The following is an 18,627-nucleotide window of genomic DNA, read 5'->3' as shown; positions in this document are numbered from 1 at the left end:
GACGCCGTGAAGGCTGTCAGCTGTGTGCACGGAAACCTGTCGGTGGTCGACCTACCCGCACCCGAACCGGCCGACGGCCAACTGGTGCTCAACGTCGCCAGCTGTGGCATCTGCGGGTCGGATCTGCATGCCAAGGACCATGCCGACGAGGTGAGTCGCAATACGCAGGAGATGGGCTACCACCACTTCATGCGCAGCGACACTCCGGTGGTGATGGGCCACGAGTTCGCCGGGGAGGTCGCCGAACGTGGCCGCAAGACGCCGAAGGCGTTCAAGGTCGGAACGCGGGTGGTGTCCTTCCCGCTGGTCCGTTCCCACGGCGGCGTGCACTTGACCGGGCTGTCCCCGCTGGCGCCCGGCGGGTATGCCGAGCAGGTTCTGGTGCAGGCGGCGATGACCTTCGCAGTGCCCAACGGGCTGTCCCTGGATATCGCGTCGCTCACCGAGCCGATGGCGGTCGCGCTGCACGCGGTTCGCCGAAGCGAGATCAAGAAGCGCGACAGTGCCGTTGTGATCGGTTGCGGGCCAGTCGGTTTGGGTATCATCTGCCAGCTCAAAACGTTGGGGGTGAGCACGATCGTCGCCAGCGATTTCTCGGCGGGGCGGCGGGAGTTGGCTGCCCGCTGTGGTGCGCATATCGTGGTCGACCCGAGGGTGGAGTCGCCGTACGAGAAGGCCGGATCGGCGGGCCTGACCGATGCCACGGCCCTGTATGAGATGGGCATGGGCGCCATGGAGAAGCTGCGGAAGCTACCCGGCTGGCAGCACGTCTACCGCGTTGCCGACGCAGTGGGCGCGGCGGGGCCCAAGCGTCCGGTGGTCTTTGAATGTGTTGGTGTGCCCGGTGTGCTCGACGGGATCATCGGCGCGGCCCCGTTGAACTCGCGGGTGGTGGTGGCCGGGGTGTGCATGGGCACGGATCAGTTGCGGCCGTCGATGGCCAACGCCAAAGAGATCGACCTCAGGTTCGTATTCGCCTACACGCCACTGGAATTCCGCGACACCCTGCACATGCTGGCCGACGGCAAGCTCGACGCGTCCGCTCTGGTCACCGGCAAGGTCGGGCTCGACGGAGTTGCGGCGGCCTTCGACGCGCTGGGCGACCCTGAGGTGCATGCGAAGATCCTCGTCGATCCCCGCAGCACGGTGACGGCTCCTTAGGAGCCGTTCTTGACCCAGTCGTCGTAGTTCACCAGCTCGTCGCCGATCCGCGTGGTGTCGCCGTGGCCGGTGTAGACGACGGTGTCGGCGGGCAGCTTGCCGAGCTTGTCCTTGATCGACCCCAGGATGGTCGGGAAGTCGGAGAACGAGCGACCGGTCGCGCCGGGTCCGCCTTGGAAGAGGGTGTCGCCGGAGAACACCGCGCCCAGGGCCGGGGCGTAGAGGCAGGTGGAGCCGGGGGAGTGTCCCGGGGTCGCGATCGCGTGCAGCTCGATGCCGTCGGCCTTGAGTACCTGACCGTCCTCCAGGGTGTCGAACTGCTTGTCGCCGTGCGTCATCCGCCACAGCATGTCGTCGGCCGGATTCAGCAGAATCGGCGCGTCGAGGTCGGTCGACAACTGCGGCGCGACGGTGATGTGGTCATTGTGGCCGTGGGTGCACACCACCGCGACCACGTGGCGGTTGCCGACGGCGTCTTCGATGGCCTTGGCGTTGTGGGCGGCGTCGATGACGATGACCTCGGAGGAGTCACCGACGATCCAGATGTTGTTGTCGACTTCCCAACTGCCGCCGTCGAGTTCGAAGGTGCCGTGGGTGACCACCCGCTCGATGCCGCTCACAGGATCACCACCGAACGCAGGACTTCGCCGGCATGCATTTTGTGGAAGGCGTCTTCGATGGCATCGAGGCCGATGCGTTCGGACACGAATTTGTCCAGCGGCAGGCGGCCCTCGCGGTAGAGGCTGATCAGGGTGGGGAAGTCCCGTTCGGGCAGGCAGTCGCCGTACCAGGACGACTTGAGCGATCCGCCTCGGGAGAAGAAGTCCACCAGGGGCATGTCGAGGCGCATATCCGGGGTCGGAACACCCACCAACACAACGGTTCCCGCGAGATCGCGGGCGTAGAAGGCCTGCTTCCAGGTTTCCGGGCGCCCGACGGCGTCGATGACCACGTCGGCGCCGAAGCCGTCTGTCAGGTCCTGGATGGTCTCGACCGGGTCGAGATCCTTGGCGTTGATGGTGTGGGTGGCGCCGAACTCGCGCGCCCACTCCAGCTTCTTGTTGTCGGTGTCGACGGCGATGATCTTCTTCGCGCCGACCAGAGCGGCGCCTGCGATCGCGGCATCACCGACACCGCCGCACCCGATGACCGCGACGGTGTCGTCGCGGCCGACGTTGCCGGTGTTGACCGCCGCGCCGAGTCCGGCCATCACGCCGCAGCCGAGCAGGCCCCCCACGGCGGGGTCGGCCTCGGGATCGACTTTGGTGCACTGTCCTTCGTGGACCAGCGTTTTGTCGGCGAAGGCGCCGATACCGAGCGCGGGGGTCAGTTCGGTGCCGTCGGTCAGCGTCATCTTCTGGGCGGCGTTGTGGGTGTTGAAGCAGTACCAGGGGCGGCCGCGCTTGCAGGCGCGGCACTGCCCGCACACCGCGCGCCAGTTCAGGATCACGAAGTCGCCGGGTTCGACGTTGGTGACTCCGGCGCCGACCGACTCCACGGTGCCGGCGGCCTCATGGCCGAGCAGGAACGGGTACTCGTCGTTGATCCCGCCTTCGCGGTAGGTCAGATCGGTGTGGCAGACGCCGCAGGCGATGACATCGACGACCACCTCGCCGGGGCCCGGGTCGGGGATCACGATGTCCACCAACTCGACGGGCTGCTTCTTCGACCGGGAGATCACCCCGCGCACTGTCTGACTCATGGGCCAAACACTAGCGCGGCGGATGCCGAATGCGCCGTGTGTGTCCCGTTGGGGAGCTACGGTGAAGACTTGTTCACCGCGATCCGTCAAACCCGGTCCGACCTGCTGGTCACCGCCCGCGCCGCGTACCGCGGCGGCGATTTCGAGACCAGTTATGCGAGCTTTTCCCGGGCCGGTGCGGTCGGCCCGCTGACCCTGGACGATCTCGATGCGATGGCCACCTCGGCGGGGCGGTTGGGGCACGGCCGCGAGGCGATGCGGATGGGCGAACTCGTCTTCCTACGGCTGGTGCGGACCGACCCTAATGCGGCGGCGGGCAAGGCGGTCGAGCTCGGCATGGCGTGGTTGTCGAACGGTGAGGTGGCCGTCGGTGAAACATGGATTCGCCGGGCACGCGGACTGCTCGCCGATGCGTCGCAGGGTGCCGTGTCTGCCCGGCTGGCCCATCTGGAAGCCGTGCTGACGGCGCTCGGTGACGATGCCGATCTTGCCGCGGAACGGTCGGCGGTCCTGCGGGAGATGGCACTGGAGCCCGGGACGTCGGTCATGGGGCAGGCGTACCACCGGCTCGGTGATATTCGGCGCCGCCGCGGTGACGTGGATGGGGCGTTCGCGGCGTACGCCCGAGCGCTCGAATCCGGCGTGGTGCCTCAGCCGGGAGAAGCGTTATTGCGCTGCGCGCTGGGGGATGTGGACACCGCGAGAGCCCAGGTGCGGGCGGCGATCGCGACGGCTGCCACGCGGGAGCTGCCGCGGCTGCTGCGCGGAGGGATCGAGATTGCCTTGGCTGCAGGCGAAGTGGATGAGGCTGAGGGTTACCTGCGTGAGCTGGAGATGGCCGACGGCGACGACACGGTGTTACGCGGGGCGGTGCTGGTGCGCCGCGGCCGGTATCGCGAGGCACTGACCGTGTTGCGGGCGGCGCTGCGCGAGTACCGGCTGCGCGGTTCGCAGCACCAGGCCGCCGAGGCCTATCGCTGGATGGCCGCGGCGCACCGCGGGTTGGGGGCGGACGGCCTGGCGGCAGCAGACGAGGCCGCTGCCGGCCTGCACGAGACCGGGCTCACGCCGCTGTGAGGCGATCGGGGACCCCCGAATCGTGAGACGGAAGGAGCAGGCCTGCGTCGCGTAGGCGGGCCTGCAGGTTCCGTACCTGGCGCATGTCGGAGTGGATTCCCGCGGTCGGCGCGGCTGGATCCATACCAGCCGCGGTGAAAGCTGTGTCGCCGGTGAACCAGATGTCTGTCTGATCGGTGCGCAGTCGGACGGTCACCGAGCCCGGAGTATGCCCTGGGGTATGGACGGCCGTCAGGGCGCCGTCGCCTGTGAGAGCCACGGTGAGTCCGAGGTCTCCTGGTGATCCCTCGACGTCGACGTATCGGACTCGCGTCGAGCTGTCCCTCCAGCGCCAGTGCAGCGCGCCGATCCGGTTGGCGGCAGTGTCCTCGGCGTGGGTGGTCCAGATGTCGGTCTGGAAGTCGGGGATGGTGCCGGTGTGGTCGATGTGTTGGTGCGTCAGGACGACGCCGCGGACGGCGCTCGGCGCGAGCCCGGCGTCCACCAGCCGGTCGGGCAGGGTCTGCCCGGTGCAGACATCGAGCTTGATGAACGACCTGATCAACGCCGCTGTGCGCGGATCCCGATGCCAGGTCTGGGCGTCGTTATACGACGGAGACGCGCCGGCATCGACGACGAACACGCCGTCGGGGTGTTCGACGGCATAGCACCAAATCGGCATCGGTTCGGCAAAGCGGCGGTCGGCCAGTATGGCGAGAAACCGCAGCAGACTGGGTGTCCGCTCCGGCAGGCAGCAGGTGGCGTGGCAGCGCTTGATCGTCACCGTTCCGCAGTGCAGGGCATGAACTGTCACGCTGCGACCTGCGACGGTGAAATCCGCTTTGGCGTGGTAGCGCATGAGCCTCTCTTTTCCTGTGTTGAACGATGTTTATCTTGACCTATATGTTTAACACTGTCAATCTCAAGCGGTGTCGCGATCTGTTGGGCAGCACCACGGCGATCTGCGCCGTGCCCTCATCGGTGCAGCCCTCGAGCTCGTAGCGGAATCGGATACCGCGGGCGTCACCCTCCGGGCAGTAGCCAGGCGGGCGGGTGTCTCCGCGGCCGCGCCCTACCACCACTTCGCCGACAAGGACGCGCTTCTGGCCGCTGTGGCCAGGGATGGGTTCGACGCACTGTCGGACGTTCAACGTGCGGTGCTGAGCGGGCCGGGGTCGGCTCAGGACCGGCTCCAGGAAATGGTCGAGCAATACGTGCTGTTCGCGCTGAGTCATCGGACGCACTACCGCCTGATGTTTCGGACGCTCCCCACAGAAGTCGCAGGTGGCGAGGGCGAGGCTCTCCGGGATGCAGCGATGTCCGCATTTGGCCGTCTTGTCGAAGCGATACAGGCGGCGAACCCCCCGTTGTCTGTCGAGGAGGCTGGGCGTCGTGCAATCGTGGCCTGGTCCTTGGCGCATGGAGCCGTCGATGTCGCCCGTTGGGGGCAGGCGCTGCGCCCTGGGCTCGATGGCGAGGCCTTGGCTGCCGACGCCGGCCGTGCGGCCGGTCAACTAGCTGTCGACCATTAGGCTCACCGCTGTGCCTGCGCCACTCGACTCGATTGCTGACTGGCCGGTTTCGGCCGCCGCCGCCGCCGTGGTTGGCGCGACCGGGGTGCTGGCCGAGTACGGCGACGTCACGCACCAATTCCGGCTCGCATCGGTGACCAAGCCGCTCTCGGCGCGCGCAGCGCAAGTAGCGATCGAAGAGGGCGTGGTTGAGCTGGACACCCCGGCGGGCCCACCCGGCAGCACGGTGCGGCACCTGCTGTCGCACGCCTCGGGGCTGGCGATGCATTCGGCGGAGGTGATGGCCGAACCCGGCAAGCGCCGGGTCTACTCGAACTACGGCTTCCAGGTGCTGGCCGAGACGATCGAACAGAACTCGGAGATCGAGTTCGGCCGGTATCTGGCCGAGGCTGTCTTCGAGCCGCTCGGCATGACGGCGTCGCGACTGGAGGGCGGCGCGGAGGCGGCCGGCTACGGCGCGGTGTCGACGGTGGCTGACCTGGAGGCGTTCGCGGCGGATCTACTGGCTCCGAAGACAGTGTCGGCGCAACTGCACGAGCAGGCGATCAGCGTGCAGTTCCCGGGCCTGACCGGGGTGTTGCCCGGGTTCGGGGTGCAGCGGCCCAACGACTGGGGGCTGGGTTTCGAGATTCGGGACAAAAAGTCACCGCACTGGACCGGCTTCGCGAACTCGCCGCGGACGTTCGGCCATTTCGGCCAGACCGGCACCTTCATCTGGGTGGAACCGGAACTGGCATTGTCGCTGGTAGTGCTCACGGATCGGGATTTCGACGAGTGGGCCAAACCGGTCTGGCGGGCGATCTCTGATGAAGTTCTGAGAGTGTACGGAGCGCACTAGCGCAACACAGGCCCCACAAGGCACAATAGACACGCACGACACTATTGCAACTCGGTCACACCAGGTCGTTGGGGAAGACGTCCCTCGTAGAGCCGAAGGAGCAAGGTGATGCGTGCGTCGAACCAGTTCGCCGATGCGACGACTGGCGTGGTGTACATCCACGCCTCTCCCGCAGCGGTGTGCCCACATGTCGAGTGGGCGCTGTCGTCGACCCTGAATGCCAGGGCGAATTTGAAGTGGACCCCACAGCCGGCGATGCCTGGGCAGCTGCGGGCGGTGACCAACTGGGTTGGTCCCGTCGGCACCGGTGCCCGGCTGGCGAACGCGCTGCGCTCGTGGTCGGTCCTGCGGTTCGAGGTCACCGAGGATCCCAGTGCCGGCGTGGACGGCGAGCGGTTCTGCCATACGCCGCAACTCGGTCTGTGGGCCGGCACGATGAGCGCCAACGGCGACATCATGGTCGGCGAGATGCGCTTGCGGACCCTGATGGCATCGGGCGCCGACACGCTGGCGTCCGAGTTGGACTCGGTGCTCGGCACGGCCTGGGATGAAGCACTCGAGCCGTATCGCGATGGCGGTGACGGCGGCGAGGTCAGCTGGCTGAGCAGGGGTGTCGGCTAGTACGTGACGCTTGCCCGGCTAAAAGGGTGGGGGCCGGTTGCGTTCGGTGACGTGGGCGTCGTTGAGTTTGCGTTCTGCCGTGATGCGGTGGGCGCGCTGCGCGGCCCGGGCTTGTCGTCGGGTGGGCATCATGATGCCGACGGTGGGCGGGGGTTCGCCTTTCGGCGGTGGCAGCGTGGCGGTGGTGGTGTTCCAGGTCGGCATCAGCAGGTGGCTGCCGGGTCGGGTGGTGTAGGCGTGTCCGGTGGGTGAGGTCCAGGTGATGGTGGCGTCGGGGTGTTGACGGCTTGACCAGCCGGCCCAGAAGGTTTTGAGCAGGTGGTGTTTTCGGCACGCACAGGCCAGGTTGGATGGGTGGGTGGGCCCGAAGGGCCACGCGATGGTGTGGTCGATGTCGCAATACTCGGCGGGCATGTCGCAATTCGGGAACCGGCATGTCATGTCGCGCAGGCGAATCCACTCGTCCAGAGCGTTGGAGGGCCGGTAGTGCGGTTCCGGAGCATCCGTGGGCCGACGCAGGTGTCGGACCGTGGCGCCGGCGCGGATGAGTTCGGCCAGCAGCGAGGCGGGCACGATGCCCCGGTTGCCGGTCAGCACTGCGCCGCCGGCCCGTGAAGGTTCGGATGTCACATCGGGTTTCTCGCCGTGCATGGCGGGATCCGTTTCGGCGGCAATCACATCGGCGTCGGCGAGCACGTGCACGACCACGCTGGCTGCGCGGCTGTCCTCGCCGGCGGCGGGGCAGTCCGGGTTGCCACATAGGCACGCCAGCCGGTGGGCTCCGGCGCCCAGTGCGCCCATGGCGTCAGCGCGGCGCTGGGCGATGGTGCGCGGATCGTCCTCGCACACCTCATGCGCCATCTGGGTGAGCCGGCGATCTACTACCGCGGCGTCGGTGAGGCCAAGTCGACCCCAAATCTCGGCCACGCCATCACGAGCGTCGCGGAGGCCGATGCCGATCTCGCGATCGCGGCTGCGGGCCCGCGTCTGACGCACCGCTCCCGGATCGTAGCGATCTACCCAGGCGTCGATCGCGCGCTGCAGCTTCAGCGTCGACAACGTACCCCAGCCCACCGCGTCGTGGGCAATGGTCTTGTCCACCAACGCCAAGGCCGCTCGGTCCTGGATCAGGTAGGTGCGGTCGGTGATCGCCTCACATACCCGGTAGCTCACCGTGCCGGCCAGGAACAGCTCGGCGACCCGCGGCAGCCGATGCCGCAGCGACATCGCCATCAGCATCTCACTCGACGCCCGACCCGCGGTGACACCCAGTGCCGCCGATACTTCGGCCGTGGCGGAATCCCAGTCATCGCAGGCCCACTGCGCGTGCTCGTCATCGGCGCACCGGCGCGCGACCAATTCGGCGACCGCGGCGAGCCGCCGCGCGGCGTTCTGTGCCTCGATCCGCGCGAAATCGCCGATGGCCTCCACCACCGCCGCATCGCTCGCCGTTCTCAACCCACTATCGAACACGTGTTCGAGTATGCCACCGGGGTATGACACGTCATTCGCTGCGCACTCAGACGCCTAACCTGAGTCGCATGGTTCATCTGCACGTCGAGAAGACGATCGCCGCACCGCCCGACAAGGTCTTCGCCTGGTTGGCCGACCCGGTCAACTTGAAGACCGCTCCGCTGATCGTCACGGCCGAGTGGGCGCGGGATTCACCGCCTCCGGGTCTGGGTGCAATTCGGACGGGCTTCGCGATCGGCTTGTGGTTTCGCGAGGAGATCGTGGCCTACGATCCGCCGCACAGCTACACGTATCTGATCGTCGGATCGGTTCCCGCGTTCGACCATGAGGGCGGCACGCTGACGTTCACGCCCGAGGGTGCGGGCACTCATGTCGATTGGGTGAGCACCTACACCCACCCCGTTCGTGGCGGCGGCAAGGCGATGGAGGCGCTCACCGCGAAGCTGCTGCCATGGAACTTCTCTGCTGTCCTCGACGCGTGTGCGAAGGTGCTGGAACGCTAGACGGGTTCGGGGACAATGAGTTTGAGAGCAGCGGGCACCGCCGAAATCTCGGCTGGTAGCGGGCACACGTAGTCGCCGTCGGCGTAGGCGTTGATGCCGGGGGAGTCGACCGTGATTGTGCGGGCCCGGTAGGTGCTCACCTCGTCGAGGTTCACGTGCGTGCCTTTGAACACCGTGGGAAACAACCGAATCAGCTTGGTGCGTGAGGATGCGCGCACGATCGTGATGTCCAGAAGTCCATCCGAGTGATCAGCACCTGGGCAGATGAGCATGCCGCCGCCGTAGCTCCGGGTGTTGCCGAACGCGGCCAACGTCAGATCGGCGACGATCTCGCGCTCGCCGTCGAGCACCAGCCGAAAAGGCAACGGCCGCAACTGGGAAATCTCTGCCACCAGCGCGACGTTGTACCGCATCCGGCCGTGCGGCCAGCTCATCCGGTTCACTCGATCGCTGACCAACGAGTCGAAGCCCGTCGCGGCGACCGTGCCGAACCACGTACTGGACTCGTCGGCACCCTTGATGTGCCCGAGATCGACGGTCTCGGTGTGCCCGGCGGCGATCACGTCGACCGCAGCCACCGGGTCTGCCATCGGCAACCGGTACTCGCGGGCATGGTCGTTGCCGGTGCCGGCCGGCACGATGCCGAGCGGAATATCGGTGCGCGCCAACGCCTGGATCGCCAGGCGGATGACACCGTCGCCGCCGATCACCACCAGCGCGTCGGTGTCACGGGTCAGGGCCTCGTCGACCAGCCGACGTGCGTGGGCGGCGTCACGCCCGACGATTCCGGTCACGTCGATCCCGAGTTCCTGGAAGCGGGCGACCGCCAATTCCCCGGCGTGGGGCGCATTGCCGTGACCGGACTTGGGATTCGTCAGGACCGTGACGCGAGAGATCATGGAATCAGCTTGCCCGGATTCAGGATTCCCGCCGGGTCGACGGCCTGCTTGACCGCCCGCAGCACCTTCGCGCCCAGCTCACCGATCTCCGCGCCCATCCACGGCCGATGGTCCGCGCCGACGGCATGGTGATGGGTGATGGTGCCGCCGGTCCGCGAAATCGCATCAGAGGCAGCGACTTTGGCCGCAAGCCATTGCTGGGCGACGTCGCCGCGCTGGCCCGCGACCACGGTGAAGTAGAGCGACGCGCCGGTGGGATACACATGCGAAATGTGGCACATCACCAATGCCGGTGTCCCGCTTTCGGCGAGGGAAGTTGTCAGCGCCTCGGTGACCGCCGCCTTCAGCGCCGACAGGTTGGACCATGTGGTCGCCGTCTCCAGTGTCTCGCACAAGGCTCCCGCCGCCAGAAGTGAGTCCCGCAGATACGGTGCGTCGAAACGGCCATGCTCCCACGCGCGCGCAGGAGCCTCGCCCAGGGAGGTGCCGCCCTGGGCCTCCAGGACCGCGCGGGTCTCGGCATGTCGGCTCTCGGTGTGTGCGGCGCTCCCTTCGAACAACGTGATGCCCAGGCAGCCGCCGGTGATGCTCTGCTCGCCGATGCTCCCGGTGGTGGCCAGGTTCACGCCGGTCTCGGCTTCATCGGACAACCGCACGACGGTGGGCCCGGTGCCGATCTGGGTGACCGCGCGCAGTGCGGCTGCGCCGGTGGCGAAGTCAGGGAACGACCACGCCTCGTAGCGCACCGTTTCCGGTGTCGGATGGACTCGCAGGCGCACCCGAGTGATCACACCGAAGACACCCTCGGAACCGGAGAACAACTCCCGAAGATCGGGTCCGGCCGCGGTTTCCGGCGCCCGGCCGAGGTCGAGAACGCCCACCGGGGTCACCACCGTAAGCCCCCGGATCATGTCGTTGAACCGGCCGTAACCAGCGGAGTCCTGCCCCGAGGACCGGGTCGCGGCGTAACCGCCTATCGTGGCGAACCGGAAGCTCTGCGGAAAGTGCCCGAGCGAGAAACCGTGTTCGCCGAGCAGTCGCTCGGCGTCCGGTCCGGTCACCCCGGCGCCCAGTTCGGCCTGCATCGAGGTCTGGTCCAGCGAGTGCAACGCGTTCAGTCGGCGCAGGTCCAGTGTGATGACGGCGGTGAAGTCGCCGCGGATCGGGTCCAGTCCGCCGACCACGCTGGTGCCGCCGCCGAACGGCACCACGGCGATGCCGTGCGCAGAGCAATAGCGCAGGACGGTGGCGATCTCGTCCTCGGTGCCGGGAAGTAGTACGGCGTCGGGTGCATCCTGGTGGGTTTGCTTGCGGCGCAACAGGTCCAGCGTGGACTTTCCGCCCGCGTACAACAGCCGGCCGTGGTCGTCGGTACGCAGGTAGTCGGCCCCGACAAACTCTGCGAGCGCATCTCGGTGCGCCTCCGGCAACGTCGACGGGCGCACCTCCACCTCATCGATCGACGGCGCGGGGATCTCACTCGCGGTCACGCCGAGCGCCTGCTCGAGCAGCGCCTTGATGCCGTCGGAGAGGGGCTTGGCCGCTGCGGGGTCGCCCCAGGCATTCCAGGCCATCGGGGGAACAAGGGTGCGGGCGTCATCGCTCATGCGTTACAGTATTACAGATGCTGTCAATCAGTAACGATGAATCGGTGGACATCGGCGACCGGATCATGGCCGCCGCCGCCAGCTGTGTCCGTGACTTCGGGGTCGAGCGGGTTACGCTCGCCGAAATCGCGCGACGTGCCGGTGTCAGCCGACCGACGGTGTATCGCCGCTGGCCAGACACCCGCACCATCGTGGCGTCCCTGCTCACCGAGCGGATCACCGGTACTTGGCGCGCCGTCGCGCCGAGGGCGCCCGGCCGCAGCGGCCTCGTCGAGCGGATTGTCGAGGTGGCCCGTCGCCTACGGGACGACGAACTGATCACCTCGGTGCTGCGATCAGCCCCGGACTTGGCGATGACGTACATCGCCGGACGGCTGGGCACCAGCCAGCAGATCCTCATCGACCTGCTCGTCGACGCACTGCGGGAAGCCCAGGCCGACGGCAGTGTGCGAGCCGGCGATGTCCGCCAGTTGTCGGCGATGGTCCTGCTTATCGGCCAGTCCGCGATCCAGTCCGCCCAGATCGTCGAACCCATCCTCGACGCCGACGCCCTGGGTGCCGAGCTGTCGCACGCCCTGAACGGATACCTCGCCCCATGAGTGACCTCACCGCCCTCAACGCCGGCCGCCGAATTGCCGACCTGGCCGAACTCGGCGACGGCGCCCACGTCGACATCGTCGTGATCGGCGGCGGCATCACCGGGACCGGCATCGCGCTCGACGCCGCCAGCCGCGGCCTGTCCGTGGTGCTGGTCGAAAAGCACGACTTGGCATTCGGCACCAGCCGGTGGAGCTCCAAGCTCGTGCACGGCGGGCTGCGGTACCTGGCCACCGGCAACGTCGGCATCGCGCGGCGCAGCGCCATCGAGCGCGGCATCCTGATGACCCGTAACGCCCCGCACCTGGTGAGCGCCATGCCGCAGCTCGTTCCGTTGCTGCCGTCGATGGGACGCGGTCAACGGGCCTTGATTCGAACAGGTTTCGTGGCCGGCGATGCGTTGCGGATCTTGGCGGGCACCAAGTCGTCGACTCTGCCTCGATCACGGCGCGTTGGTGTGACGCAGGCGTTGGAGATGGTCCCGACGATTCGGCGGGAAGGTCTCGACGGCGGACTGTTGGCCTATGACGGTCAGCTGATCGACGATGCCCGGTTGGTGGTCGCCGTGGCGCGCACCGCCGCCCAGAACGGTGCACGGATCTTGACCCGCGTGTCGGCGGCCGCCGCCAGCGGCACCTCGGTCCGGTTGGTGGATGAACTCACCGGCGAATCGCTGGATGTGAAGGCGCGCGCGGTGATCAACGCCACGGGAGTATGGGCCGGCGAAGTGGACGCGGCAATCAAGCTGCGGCCGAGCCGGGGAACGCATCTGGTGTTCGACGCCGCCTCCTTCGGTAATCCGACTGCGGCGCTGACGATTCCGATTCCCGGCGAGGTCAACCGATTCGTGTTCGCGATGCCCGAACAGCTCGGTCGCGTCTATCTCGGACTGACCGACGAGGATGCGCCGGGCCCGATTCCCGATGTGCCCGAACCGACTCCGGGTGAGATCCGCTTCCTGCTCGACACGGTCAACACCGCGCTCGGGACAGCGTTGACGACCGCAGACGTCAAGGGCTCCTACGCGGGATTGCGTCCGCTGATTGACACGGGAGAGGGCCGGACATCGGATCTATCCCGTGACCACGCTGTCATCGAGTCATCGAACGGCGTGTTCAGTGTCGTCGGTGGCAAGCTCACCGAATACCGGCACATGGCCGAGGATGTCCTCGACCGCGCCCTGGCGGCACGTGAGATGACCGCGCAGCCGTGCCGGACCCGGAACCTGCCTTTGGTGGGAGCTGCCGCCAATCCGGTTGCGACGCTGCGGACAACCAGCGATCTGCCGGGCTCGCTGGTGGCCCGCTACGGCGCGGAATCGCCCAATGTCATCGCGTCGGCGCGGTGCAGCAGGCCCACAGACCAGGTAGCCGACGGAATCGACGTCACCCGTGCGGAATTCGAGTTCGCGGTTGCTCACGAGGGCGCGCTGAGTGCCGACGACATCCTCGACCGGCGCACCCGGATCGGCCTGGTGGAGGCCGACCGGAACCGCGCGCTCGCCGCCGCGCAGGAGTTCCTGGCCAGCGCCCACTGAGGGCCGCGGATAACCGACGCATAAACGGACTCGTAAGTGGGCATTCAACGTCCATCAAACGAAGCCGGAGGATGCGCCATGGCAGCGACACCAGCCTTGAAAAAGGCCCTCAACCAGCGGCAGTTACGGATGATCGCGATCGGCGGCGTGATCGGCGCTGGCCTGTTCGTGGGATCCGGCGTAGTGATCGGAGATACCGGACCGGGCGCGTTCATCACCTATGCACTGTCCGGGGTGCTGATCGTCATGGTCATGCGGATGCTGGCCGAAATGGCGGTGGCCAACCCGTCGACGGGCTCGTTCGCCGACTACTCCCGTGACGCTCTGGGGCATTGGGCGGGATTCTCGGTGGGCTGGCTCTACTGGTACTTCTGGGTGATCGTCGTCGGGTTCGAGGCGATTGCCGGCGCCAAGATCATCCAGTACTGGGTGGACGTCCCACTGTGGTTGTGTGCGTTGATCTTCATGGTGCTGATGACGGCGACGAACCTGTTCTCGGTGAAGTCCTACGGCGAGTTCGAGTTCTGGTTCGCCGGTATCAAGGTGGCAGCGATCCTCGCCTTCATCGCCATCGGGGCGTGCTTCGTCTTTGGCTTGTGGCCCAACAAGTCGGTGGACTTCTCGAACCTCACCAGCCACGGCGGTTTCATGCCGATGGGGGCCGGGGTCATCACCGTGGGGATCGTGACGGTGATCTTCTCCATGGTCGGGCCCGAGATCGCCACCATCGCCGCCGCCGAGTCGTCGGATCCCGAGAAAGCCGTTGCCCGAGCGTCCAATTCGGTGGTCATGCGGATCCTGGTGTTCTACGTGCTGGCGGTGTTCCTGGTCGTGGCGATCGTGCCGTGGAACGACAAGAACCTGGCCGCCTCCCCGTTCGTGGCGGCGTTCACCAAGATGGGCATTCCCTACGCCGACCACATCATGAACGCGGTGGTGCTGACTGCGGTGCTGAGTTGCCTCAACTCCGGGATGTACACCGCATCGCGGATGCTGTTCGTGCTGGCCGCCCGCCGCGAAGCTCCCAAGCTTCTGGTGAAGCTGACACCACGCGGTGTGCCGGCCAACGCGATCCTCTTCTCGTCGGTCGTCGGCTTCGCCTGCGTCATCGCCGCTGCGTTCGCCGAGAAGACGATCTTCGCGTTCCTGCTCAACTCCAGTGGCGCGATCATCCTGTTCGTCTATCTGCTGATCGCGATCTCGCAGATCGTGCTGCGCTACCGCCACCGCGACGCAAAACTACGACTCAAGATGTGGCTGTTCCCGGTGCTGTCCATCCTCACCGTGGTGGCGATGCTGGCCATCCTGGTGCAGATGTACCTGGACGACAAGCTGCGCTCGCAGCTGGTGCTGAGCCTGCTGTCGTGGGGCGTCGTCCTGGTGCTGTACTTCGTCACCCGACGGTTCAACCGCAATCGCCCTCAGGAAGAGCAGCCCGCAGTCGAAGCCGAGGTGGCGCGGACCTGAGCTCGCGCCTGGGCTACAGCGGGATGTTCTTGTGGCGCCCGCGACCGCGCCTGGCGCAGAGGAACTCCTGACCCGCGCGTGACTCAGTACCGAACGGCACTCTGCACCAGCGGGGGATAGACCGTCGAAGGCTCACCGTCCACCGTGGTCCCGGCGAACTGCAGCATCGAACGCGTCGTCCCGTTCACAGCGGCGGGATAATTCAGTGTCGGTGTGGACACCTCGTCGAGGCGGCGCAGCTGTTCGGCGGTCAATGTCACGTCGACGGCGGCCAGGTTGTCCTCGAGGTGGCTCATCCGCCGCGCGCCGAGGATCGGTACCACCGTGCCGGGTCGCGCTCGCAGCCAGGACAATGCCACCGCGGCCGACGTGGCGCCGATCTCGTCGGCGACGGCGGTGACCGCGTCGATGACCACGAACTCGTCGTCACTGGGACCGCCGACGTACGCGGCGCGGACCGAATCGTCGACGACCGCGCCGCGACGGTATTTGCCGGACAGGAATCCGTTCTTCAGCGGGCTCCACGGCACCAAGGCCATGCCCTGGTCGAGTGCCAGCGGCGCCAGCTCGCCTTCCACGGTGCGCGCCAGCAGCGAGTACTCCACTTGCAGCGCCACCAGCGGTGTCCAGTCACGCAGCATCGCCATGGTCTGTGCCTGAGCAGTCACCCATGCCGGGGTGTTGGAGAACCCGATGTAGCGAATCGTGCCTGCCCGAACCAGGTCGTCGAGGGTGCGCATGGTCTCTTCGATGGGTGTGTTGCGGTCCCAGTTGTGCAGCCAGTACAGATCGAGATAGTCGGTTTGCATGCGCCGCAGCGTTTCTCGCAGCTGCGCGTGGATGGCGGAACGACCCGCGCCGCCGCCGTTGGGGTCGCCGGGGTGGAGATTGGCGAAGAACTTGGACGCGAGCACGACCCGGTCACGTCGGCCCGAACGGGCGGCGAACCAGTCCCCGAGGATCTTTTCCGAGTGTCCGTTGGTGTAGAAGTTCGCGGTGTCGATGAAGTTGCCGCCGCGGTCCAGGTAGGTCTCCAGGATCCGCTTCGACTCCTCGACGCTGGAGCCCGCGCCGCCGGCGTCTTCACCGAAAGTCATCGCACCGAGCGCGAACGGGCTGACCCGCAGCCCGGACCGGCCGAGAGTGACGTAGTGATCGAGTGGCATGAATCGCTCCTTCAAGGTCGTATCTGTCATCTCCCATCAAACCGACCGTCGCAGCTCAGAGGTATATCGATGCGACGCAGTCCTTGCATAATCCGCTCACTCTTGATGTGATCGAGCGATGGATCGTCTGTCTGAGCTTCGCGCGCTGATCGCGGCACACGCCCAGCCGGACATGCGGACGCCGATCGACGGGCTCCTGCTATCGGTGGAGGCCGCTTCGGAGACGCCGGACTACTCGCTGACAGAGCCGCTCGTCGTGGTGCTGGCACAGGGCGGTAAGCGCCTGCTTCTCGGCGACGACGTCTACGAATACCGCGCGGGTCAATGCCTCGTGGTGACGGCTGATCTCCCAGTCACCGGCCACTTCATCGACACCGGCGACGGTCTGCCGTCGCTCGGGATGGCGCTGGTGCTGCGGCCCGCGGTGGTCGCCGAGTTGGTTCTGCAGGCGCCGTTCGTCCGGCGGGTGCGCAACTCGGGAAACGCGGCGATGTCGACCGCCGATGCCGACGAGGAACTGCTGGACGCGGTGGTCCGGCTGGTCCGATTAATCGAGAAGCCATCTGACGCAGGAATTCTCGCGCCGCTGATCGAGCGCGAAATCATCTGGCGATTGCTGACCGGACCCCAGGGCGAGACCGTGCGACAGATCGGCATGGCCGACAGCAATCTGACCTATGTCAGCCGGGCCATCGGATGGATTCGCCAGAACTATGCCGAACCGATGCGCATCGAGGAACTCGCCCAGCTGGCGGGGATGAGCCCCTCGACGTTCCATCGACACTTCCGTGCAGTTACGGCCATGAGCCCGTTACAGTTTCAGAAACGCATTCGGCTGCAGGAAGCGCGCTCCATGCTCGTCACCGCACCCGGCGACATCGCAGGCGTCGGGCATCGCGTCGGATACGACAGCCCCTCGCAATTCACCCGCGAGTACCGCAGGCTCTTCGGCGCACCGCCGGGACAGGACGCCCTGCGGTTGCGGCAGAGCGCTTAGCTACAGCGGGATGTTCTTGTGGCGTCCGCGCCGGGCGGGTGCCTCGGCGAGCGCCTGCGTCAGCTTGCTGCGGGTGTGGGCCGGGTCGATCTTCTCGTCGACCACGCCGATCTCGACCGCACTGTCCACGCCGCCGGCGATCCGCTCATGCTCGGCCGCCAATTCCTCGTGCAGCGCTTCGCGTTCGTGATCCGGCGTGGCGGCCAGCTTCTTCTTGTGCAGGATGCCGACAGCGGCCTTGGCGCCCATGACCGCGACCTCGGCGTCCGGCCAGGCGAACACCTTGGTGGCGCCCAGCGAGCGCGAGTTCATCGCAATGTAGGCCCCGCCGTAGATCTTTCGCGTCACCAGCGTCACCCGGGGAACTGTTGCCTCACCGAAGGCGTGCAGCAGCTTCGCGCCGCGGCGGACCACGCCACCCCACTCCTGGTCCACACCGGGCAGGTAGCCGGGCACGTCGACCACCACGACCAGCGGGATGCCGAAGGCATCGCACAGCCGGACGAAACGCGCTGACTTCTCGGCGCTTTCGGAGTTCAGGCAGCCACCGAGGCGCAGCGGGTTGTTGGCGATGACGCCGACGGTGCGGCCCGACAACCGGCCCAGGCCGACGACGATCGACGGTGCCCACTTGCCCTGGAATTCTTCGAACGGGGTGTCCGCATCGAGCAGTGCCTCGACGAGCGGGTGCACGTCGTAGGCGCGGCGGGCCGATTCGGGCAGCAGCGCGTGCAGGTCGGTGTCACCGGCTTCGGCCTTGCTGCGGTCGAAATGTCCCTGCTGGGAGAACAATCCGACCAACCGGCGACCGCGCTCGTAGGCGTCGAGTTCGGAGTCGGCGACGATGTGGCACACGCCGGACTTCTTGTGGTGGGTGTCGGGGCCGCCGAGGGAGGCCATGTCGACATCCTCGCCGGTCACGCTGCGCACCACGTCGGGTCCGGTGACGAACACCCGGCCCTCCTGGGCCATGATGACGATGTCGGTCAGGGCGGGGCCGTAGGCCGCGCCGCCCGCGGCGAAGCCGACCACGACCGAAATCTGGGGGATGTAGCCCGAGGCGCGGATCATGGCTTCGAAGACCAGGCCCACCGCGTGCAGCGCTTTGACGCCCTCAGCCAGTCGCGCACCGCCGGAGTGCCAGATGCCCACGATCGGGCTCTGCTCTTCGATGGCGGTGTCGTAGGCGGTGACGATGTGCTGGCAGCCCTCCACGCCCATGGCGCCACCCATGACGGTGCCGTCGGTGCAGAAGGCGATCGTGCGCACACCGTTGACGGTCCCGGCCGCGGCCAGCACACCGGAGCGGTCACGCTCGTGCAGCAGCTGCACGCTGCCGTCGTCGAAGAACGTGGACAGCCGCAGCAGCGGGTCGCGAGGGTCGAGGGATTCGCCGACCGTCTCAGGGGCCATGATCGTCATCTAAACCTCCATAGTGCGCGGATGTCGGTCAACGCTGTCGAGAGTCACT

At 67.0% G+C, this 18,627-nt stretch carries 17 protein-coding genes and 1 pseudogene; 10 read left to right on the top strand and 8 right to left on the bottom strand.

Features of this window, described 5'->3' with window-relative positions:
• The first annotated feature begins 6 nt into the window (after positions 1–6).
• Complete coding sequence (locus CRM90_RS03170) at positions 7–1,161, top strand: zinc-binding dehydrogenase (RefSeq protein WP_102805550.1); 1,155 nt, start codon at positions 7–9, stop codon at positions 1,159–1,161.
• Here the strand turns inward: CRM90_RS03170 and CRM90_RS03165 are convergent.
• Entirely contained in the window at positions 1,158–1,781 is a 624-nt protein-coding gene (locus CRM90_RS03165) for an MBL fold metallo-hydrolase (RefSeq protein ID WP_102805549.1), read from the bottom strand. The two genes, CRM90_RS03170 and CRM90_RS03165, sit on opposite strands and share 4 nt — an antisense overlap.
• Complete coding sequence (locus CRM90_RS03160) at positions 1,778–2,863, bottom strand: S-(hydroxymethyl)mycothiol dehydrogenase (protein ID WP_102805548.1); 1,086 nt, start codon at positions 2,861–2,863, stop codon at positions 1,778–1,780. The genes CRM90_RS03165 and CRM90_RS03160 overlap by 4 nt, the downstream gene beginning before the upstream one ends.
• Before the next feature lie 69 nt (positions 2,864–2,932).
• On the opposite strand from CRM90_RS03160, the gene CRM90_RS03155 reads away from it, so the two are divergent.
• Positions 2,933–3,940, top strand: coding sequence for a tetratricopeptide repeat protein (locus tag CRM90_RS03155; RefSeq protein ID WP_142391316.1), 1,008 nt, complete (start codon positions 2,933–2,935; stop codon positions 3,938–3,940).
• Here CRM90_RS03155 and CRM90_RS03150 read toward each other — a convergent pair.
• A complete protein-coding gene (locus CRM90_RS03150; protein WP_102805546.1) occupies positions 3,927–4,778 on the bottom strand; it encodes an MBL fold metallo-hydrolase in 852 nt (283 codons plus the stop codon). The two genes, CRM90_RS03155 and CRM90_RS03150, sit on opposite strands and share 14 nt — an antisense overlap.
• Positions 4,779–4,848: 70 nt before the next feature.
• Between CRM90_RS03150 and CRM90_RS03145 the strand changes: the two genes are divergently transcribed.
• The 3 genes from CRM90_RS03145 to CRM90_RS03135 all read left to right on the top strand — a co-directional run bounded on the left by CRM90_RS03145 (position 4,849) and on the right by CRM90_RS03135 (position 6,910).
• Positions 4,849–5,451, top strand: coding sequence for a TetR/AcrR family transcriptional regulator (locus CRM90_RS03145; RefSeq protein WP_102805545.1), 603 nt, complete (start codon positions 4,849–4,851; stop codon positions 5,449–5,451).
• Between the two features lie 10 nt (positions 5,452–5,461).
• Positions 5,462–6,289: a serine hydrolase domain-containing protein gene (locus CRM90_RS03140; protein WP_102805544.1), complete on the top strand. Its 828-nt coding sequence runs from the start codon at positions 5,462–5,464 to the stop codon at positions 6,287–6,289.
• Positions 6,290–6,397: 108 nt separating this feature from the next.
• Positions 6,398–6,910 (top strand): DUF3145 domain-containing protein, encoded by a 513-nt coding sequence (locus CRM90_RS03135; RefSeq protein ID WP_036344566.1) that lies wholly within the window; start codon positions 6,398–6,400, stop codon positions 6,908–6,910.
• A gap of 18 nt (positions 6,911–6,928) precedes the next feature.
• Here CRM90_RS03135 and CRM90_RS03130 read toward each other — a convergent pair whose 3' ends face one another.
• Positions 6,929–8,368: an HNH endonuclease signature motif containing protein gene (locus tag CRM90_RS03130; protein WP_233209140.1), complete on the bottom strand. Its 1,440-nt coding sequence runs from the start codon at positions 8,366–8,368 to the stop codon at positions 6,929–6,931.
• 83 nt (positions 8,369–8,451) lie between these two features.
• On the opposite strand from CRM90_RS03130, the gene CRM90_RS03125 reads away from it, so the two are divergent.
• A complete protein-coding gene (locus CRM90_RS03125) occupies positions 8,452–8,886 on the top strand; it encodes an SRPBCC family protein (protein ID WP_102805542.1) in 435 nt (144 codons plus the stop codon).
• Here CRM90_RS03125 and CRM90_RS03120 read toward each other — a convergent pair.
• Positions 8,883–9,785 (bottom strand): diacylglycerol kinase, encoded by a 903-nt coding sequence (locus tag CRM90_RS03120; RefSeq protein WP_102805541.1) that lies wholly within the window; start codon positions 9,783–9,785, stop codon positions 8,883–8,885. The genes CRM90_RS03125 and CRM90_RS03120 overlap by 4 nt on opposite strands.
• Positions 9,782–11,359 (bottom strand): FAD-binding oxidoreductase, encoded by a 1,578-nt coding sequence (locus CRM90_RS03115; protein ID WP_102805763.1) that lies wholly within the window; start codon positions 11,357–11,359, stop codon positions 9,782–9,784. The genes CRM90_RS03120 and CRM90_RS03115 overlap by 4 nt, the downstream gene beginning before the upstream one ends.
• Positions 11,360–11,409: 50 nt before the next feature.
• Here CRM90_RS03115 and CRM90_RS03110 point away from each other — a divergent pair, with 50 nt between their 5' ends.
• From CRM90_RS03110 to CRM90_RS03100, 3 genes and pseudogenes are all read left to right on the top strand, one after another.
• Positions 11,410–11,991 (top strand): TetR/AcrR family transcriptional regulator, encoded by a 582-nt coding sequence (locus CRM90_RS03110; RefSeq protein ID WP_102805540.1) that lies wholly within the window; start codon positions 11,410–11,412, stop codon positions 11,989–11,991.
• A complete protein-coding gene (locus CRM90_RS03105) occupies positions 11,988–13,526 on the top strand; it encodes a glycerol-3-phosphate dehydrogenase/oxidase (protein WP_102805539.1) in 1,539 nt (512 codons plus the stop codon). The genes CRM90_RS03110 and CRM90_RS03105 overlap by 4 nt, the downstream gene beginning before the upstream one ends.
• 78 nt (positions 13,527–13,604) lie before the next feature.
• Positions 13,605–14,957 (top strand): annotated as a pseudogene (locus tag CRM90_RS03100) (amino acid permease); the annotation flags it as partial.
• Positions 14,958–15,076: 119 nt separating this feature from the next.
• Here CRM90_RS03100 and CRM90_RS03095 read toward each other — a convergent pair.
• Complete coding sequence (locus CRM90_RS03095) at positions 15,077–16,159, bottom strand: aldo/keto reductase (RefSeq protein ID WP_102805762.1); 1,083 nt, start codon at positions 16,157–16,159, stop codon at positions 15,077–15,079.
• Between the two features lie 118 nt (positions 16,160–16,277).
• On the opposite strand from CRM90_RS03095, the gene CRM90_RS03090 reads away from it, so the two are divergent.
• Entirely contained in the window at positions 16,278–17,156 is an 879-nt protein-coding gene (locus tag CRM90_RS03090; RefSeq protein ID WP_102805537.1) for an AraC family transcriptional regulator, read from the top strand.
• On the opposite strand, the gene CRM90_RS03085 is transcribed toward CRM90_RS03090, so the two are convergent.
• Entirely contained in the window at positions 17,157–18,578 is a 1,422-nt protein-coding gene (locus CRM90_RS03085; protein ID WP_102805536.1) for an acyl-CoA carboxylase subunit beta, read from the bottom strand. It lies immediately after the preceding gene.
• Positions 18,579–18,627 lie beyond the last annotated feature (49 nt).

Source organism: Mycobacterium sp. ENV421, assembly GCF_002887815.1.
Classification (GTDB): domain Bacteria; phylum Actinomycetota; class Actinomycetes; order Mycobacteriales; family Mycobacteriaceae; genus Mycobacterium.
The sequence above is the reverse complement of the archived record's forward strand: the minus strand, read 5'-3'. Positions and strand labels throughout refer to the sequence as shown.

Excerpts from the sequence above, each read along its gene's own strand:
- CRM90_RS03160 (WP_102805548.1), bottom strand. The coding sequence starts at position 2,863 with ATGAGTCAGACAGTGCGCGGGGTGATCTCCCGGTCGAAGAAGCAGCCC.
- CRM90_RS03150 (WP_102805546.1), bottom strand. The coding sequence starts at position 4,778 with ATGCGCTACCACGCCAAAGCGGATTTCACCGTCGCAGGTCGCAGCGTG.
- CRM90_RS03135 (WP_036344566.1), top strand. The coding sequence starts at position 6,398 with ATGCGTGCGTCGAACCAGTTCGCCGATGCGACGACTGGCGTGGTGTAC.
- CRM90_RS03125 (WP_102805542.1), top strand. The coding sequence starts at position 8,452 with ATGGTTCATCTGCACGTCGAGAAGACGATCGCCGCACCGCCCGACAAG.
- CRM90_RS03120 (WP_102805541.1), bottom strand. The coding sequence starts at position 9,785 with ATGATCTCTCGCGTCACGGTCCTGACGAATCCCAAGTCCGGTCACGGC.
- CRM90_RS03115 (WP_102805763.1), bottom strand. The coding sequence starts at position 11,359 with ATGGCCTGGAATGCCTGGGGCGACCCCGCAGCGGCCAAGCCCCTCTCC.
- CRM90_RS03110 (WP_102805540.1), top strand. The coding sequence starts at position 11,410 with ATGCTGTCAATCAGTAACGATGAATCGGTGGACATCGGCGACCGGATC.
- CRM90_RS03105 (WP_102805539.1), top strand. The coding sequence starts at position 11,988 with ATGAGTGACCTCACCGCCCTCAACGCCGGCCGCCGAATTGCCGACCTG.
- CRM90_RS03095 (WP_102805762.1), bottom strand. The coding sequence starts at position 16,159 with ATGCCACTCGATCACTACGTCACTCTCGGCCGGTCCGGGCTGCGGGTC.
- CRM90_RS03090 (WP_102805537.1), top strand. The coding sequence starts at position 16,278 with ATGGATCGTCTGTCTGAGCTTCGCGCGCTGATCGCGGCACACGCCCAG.
- CRM90_RS03085 (WP_102805536.1), bottom strand. The coding sequence starts at position 18,578 with ATGACGATCATGGCCCCTGAGACGGTCGGCGAATCCCTCGACCCTCGC.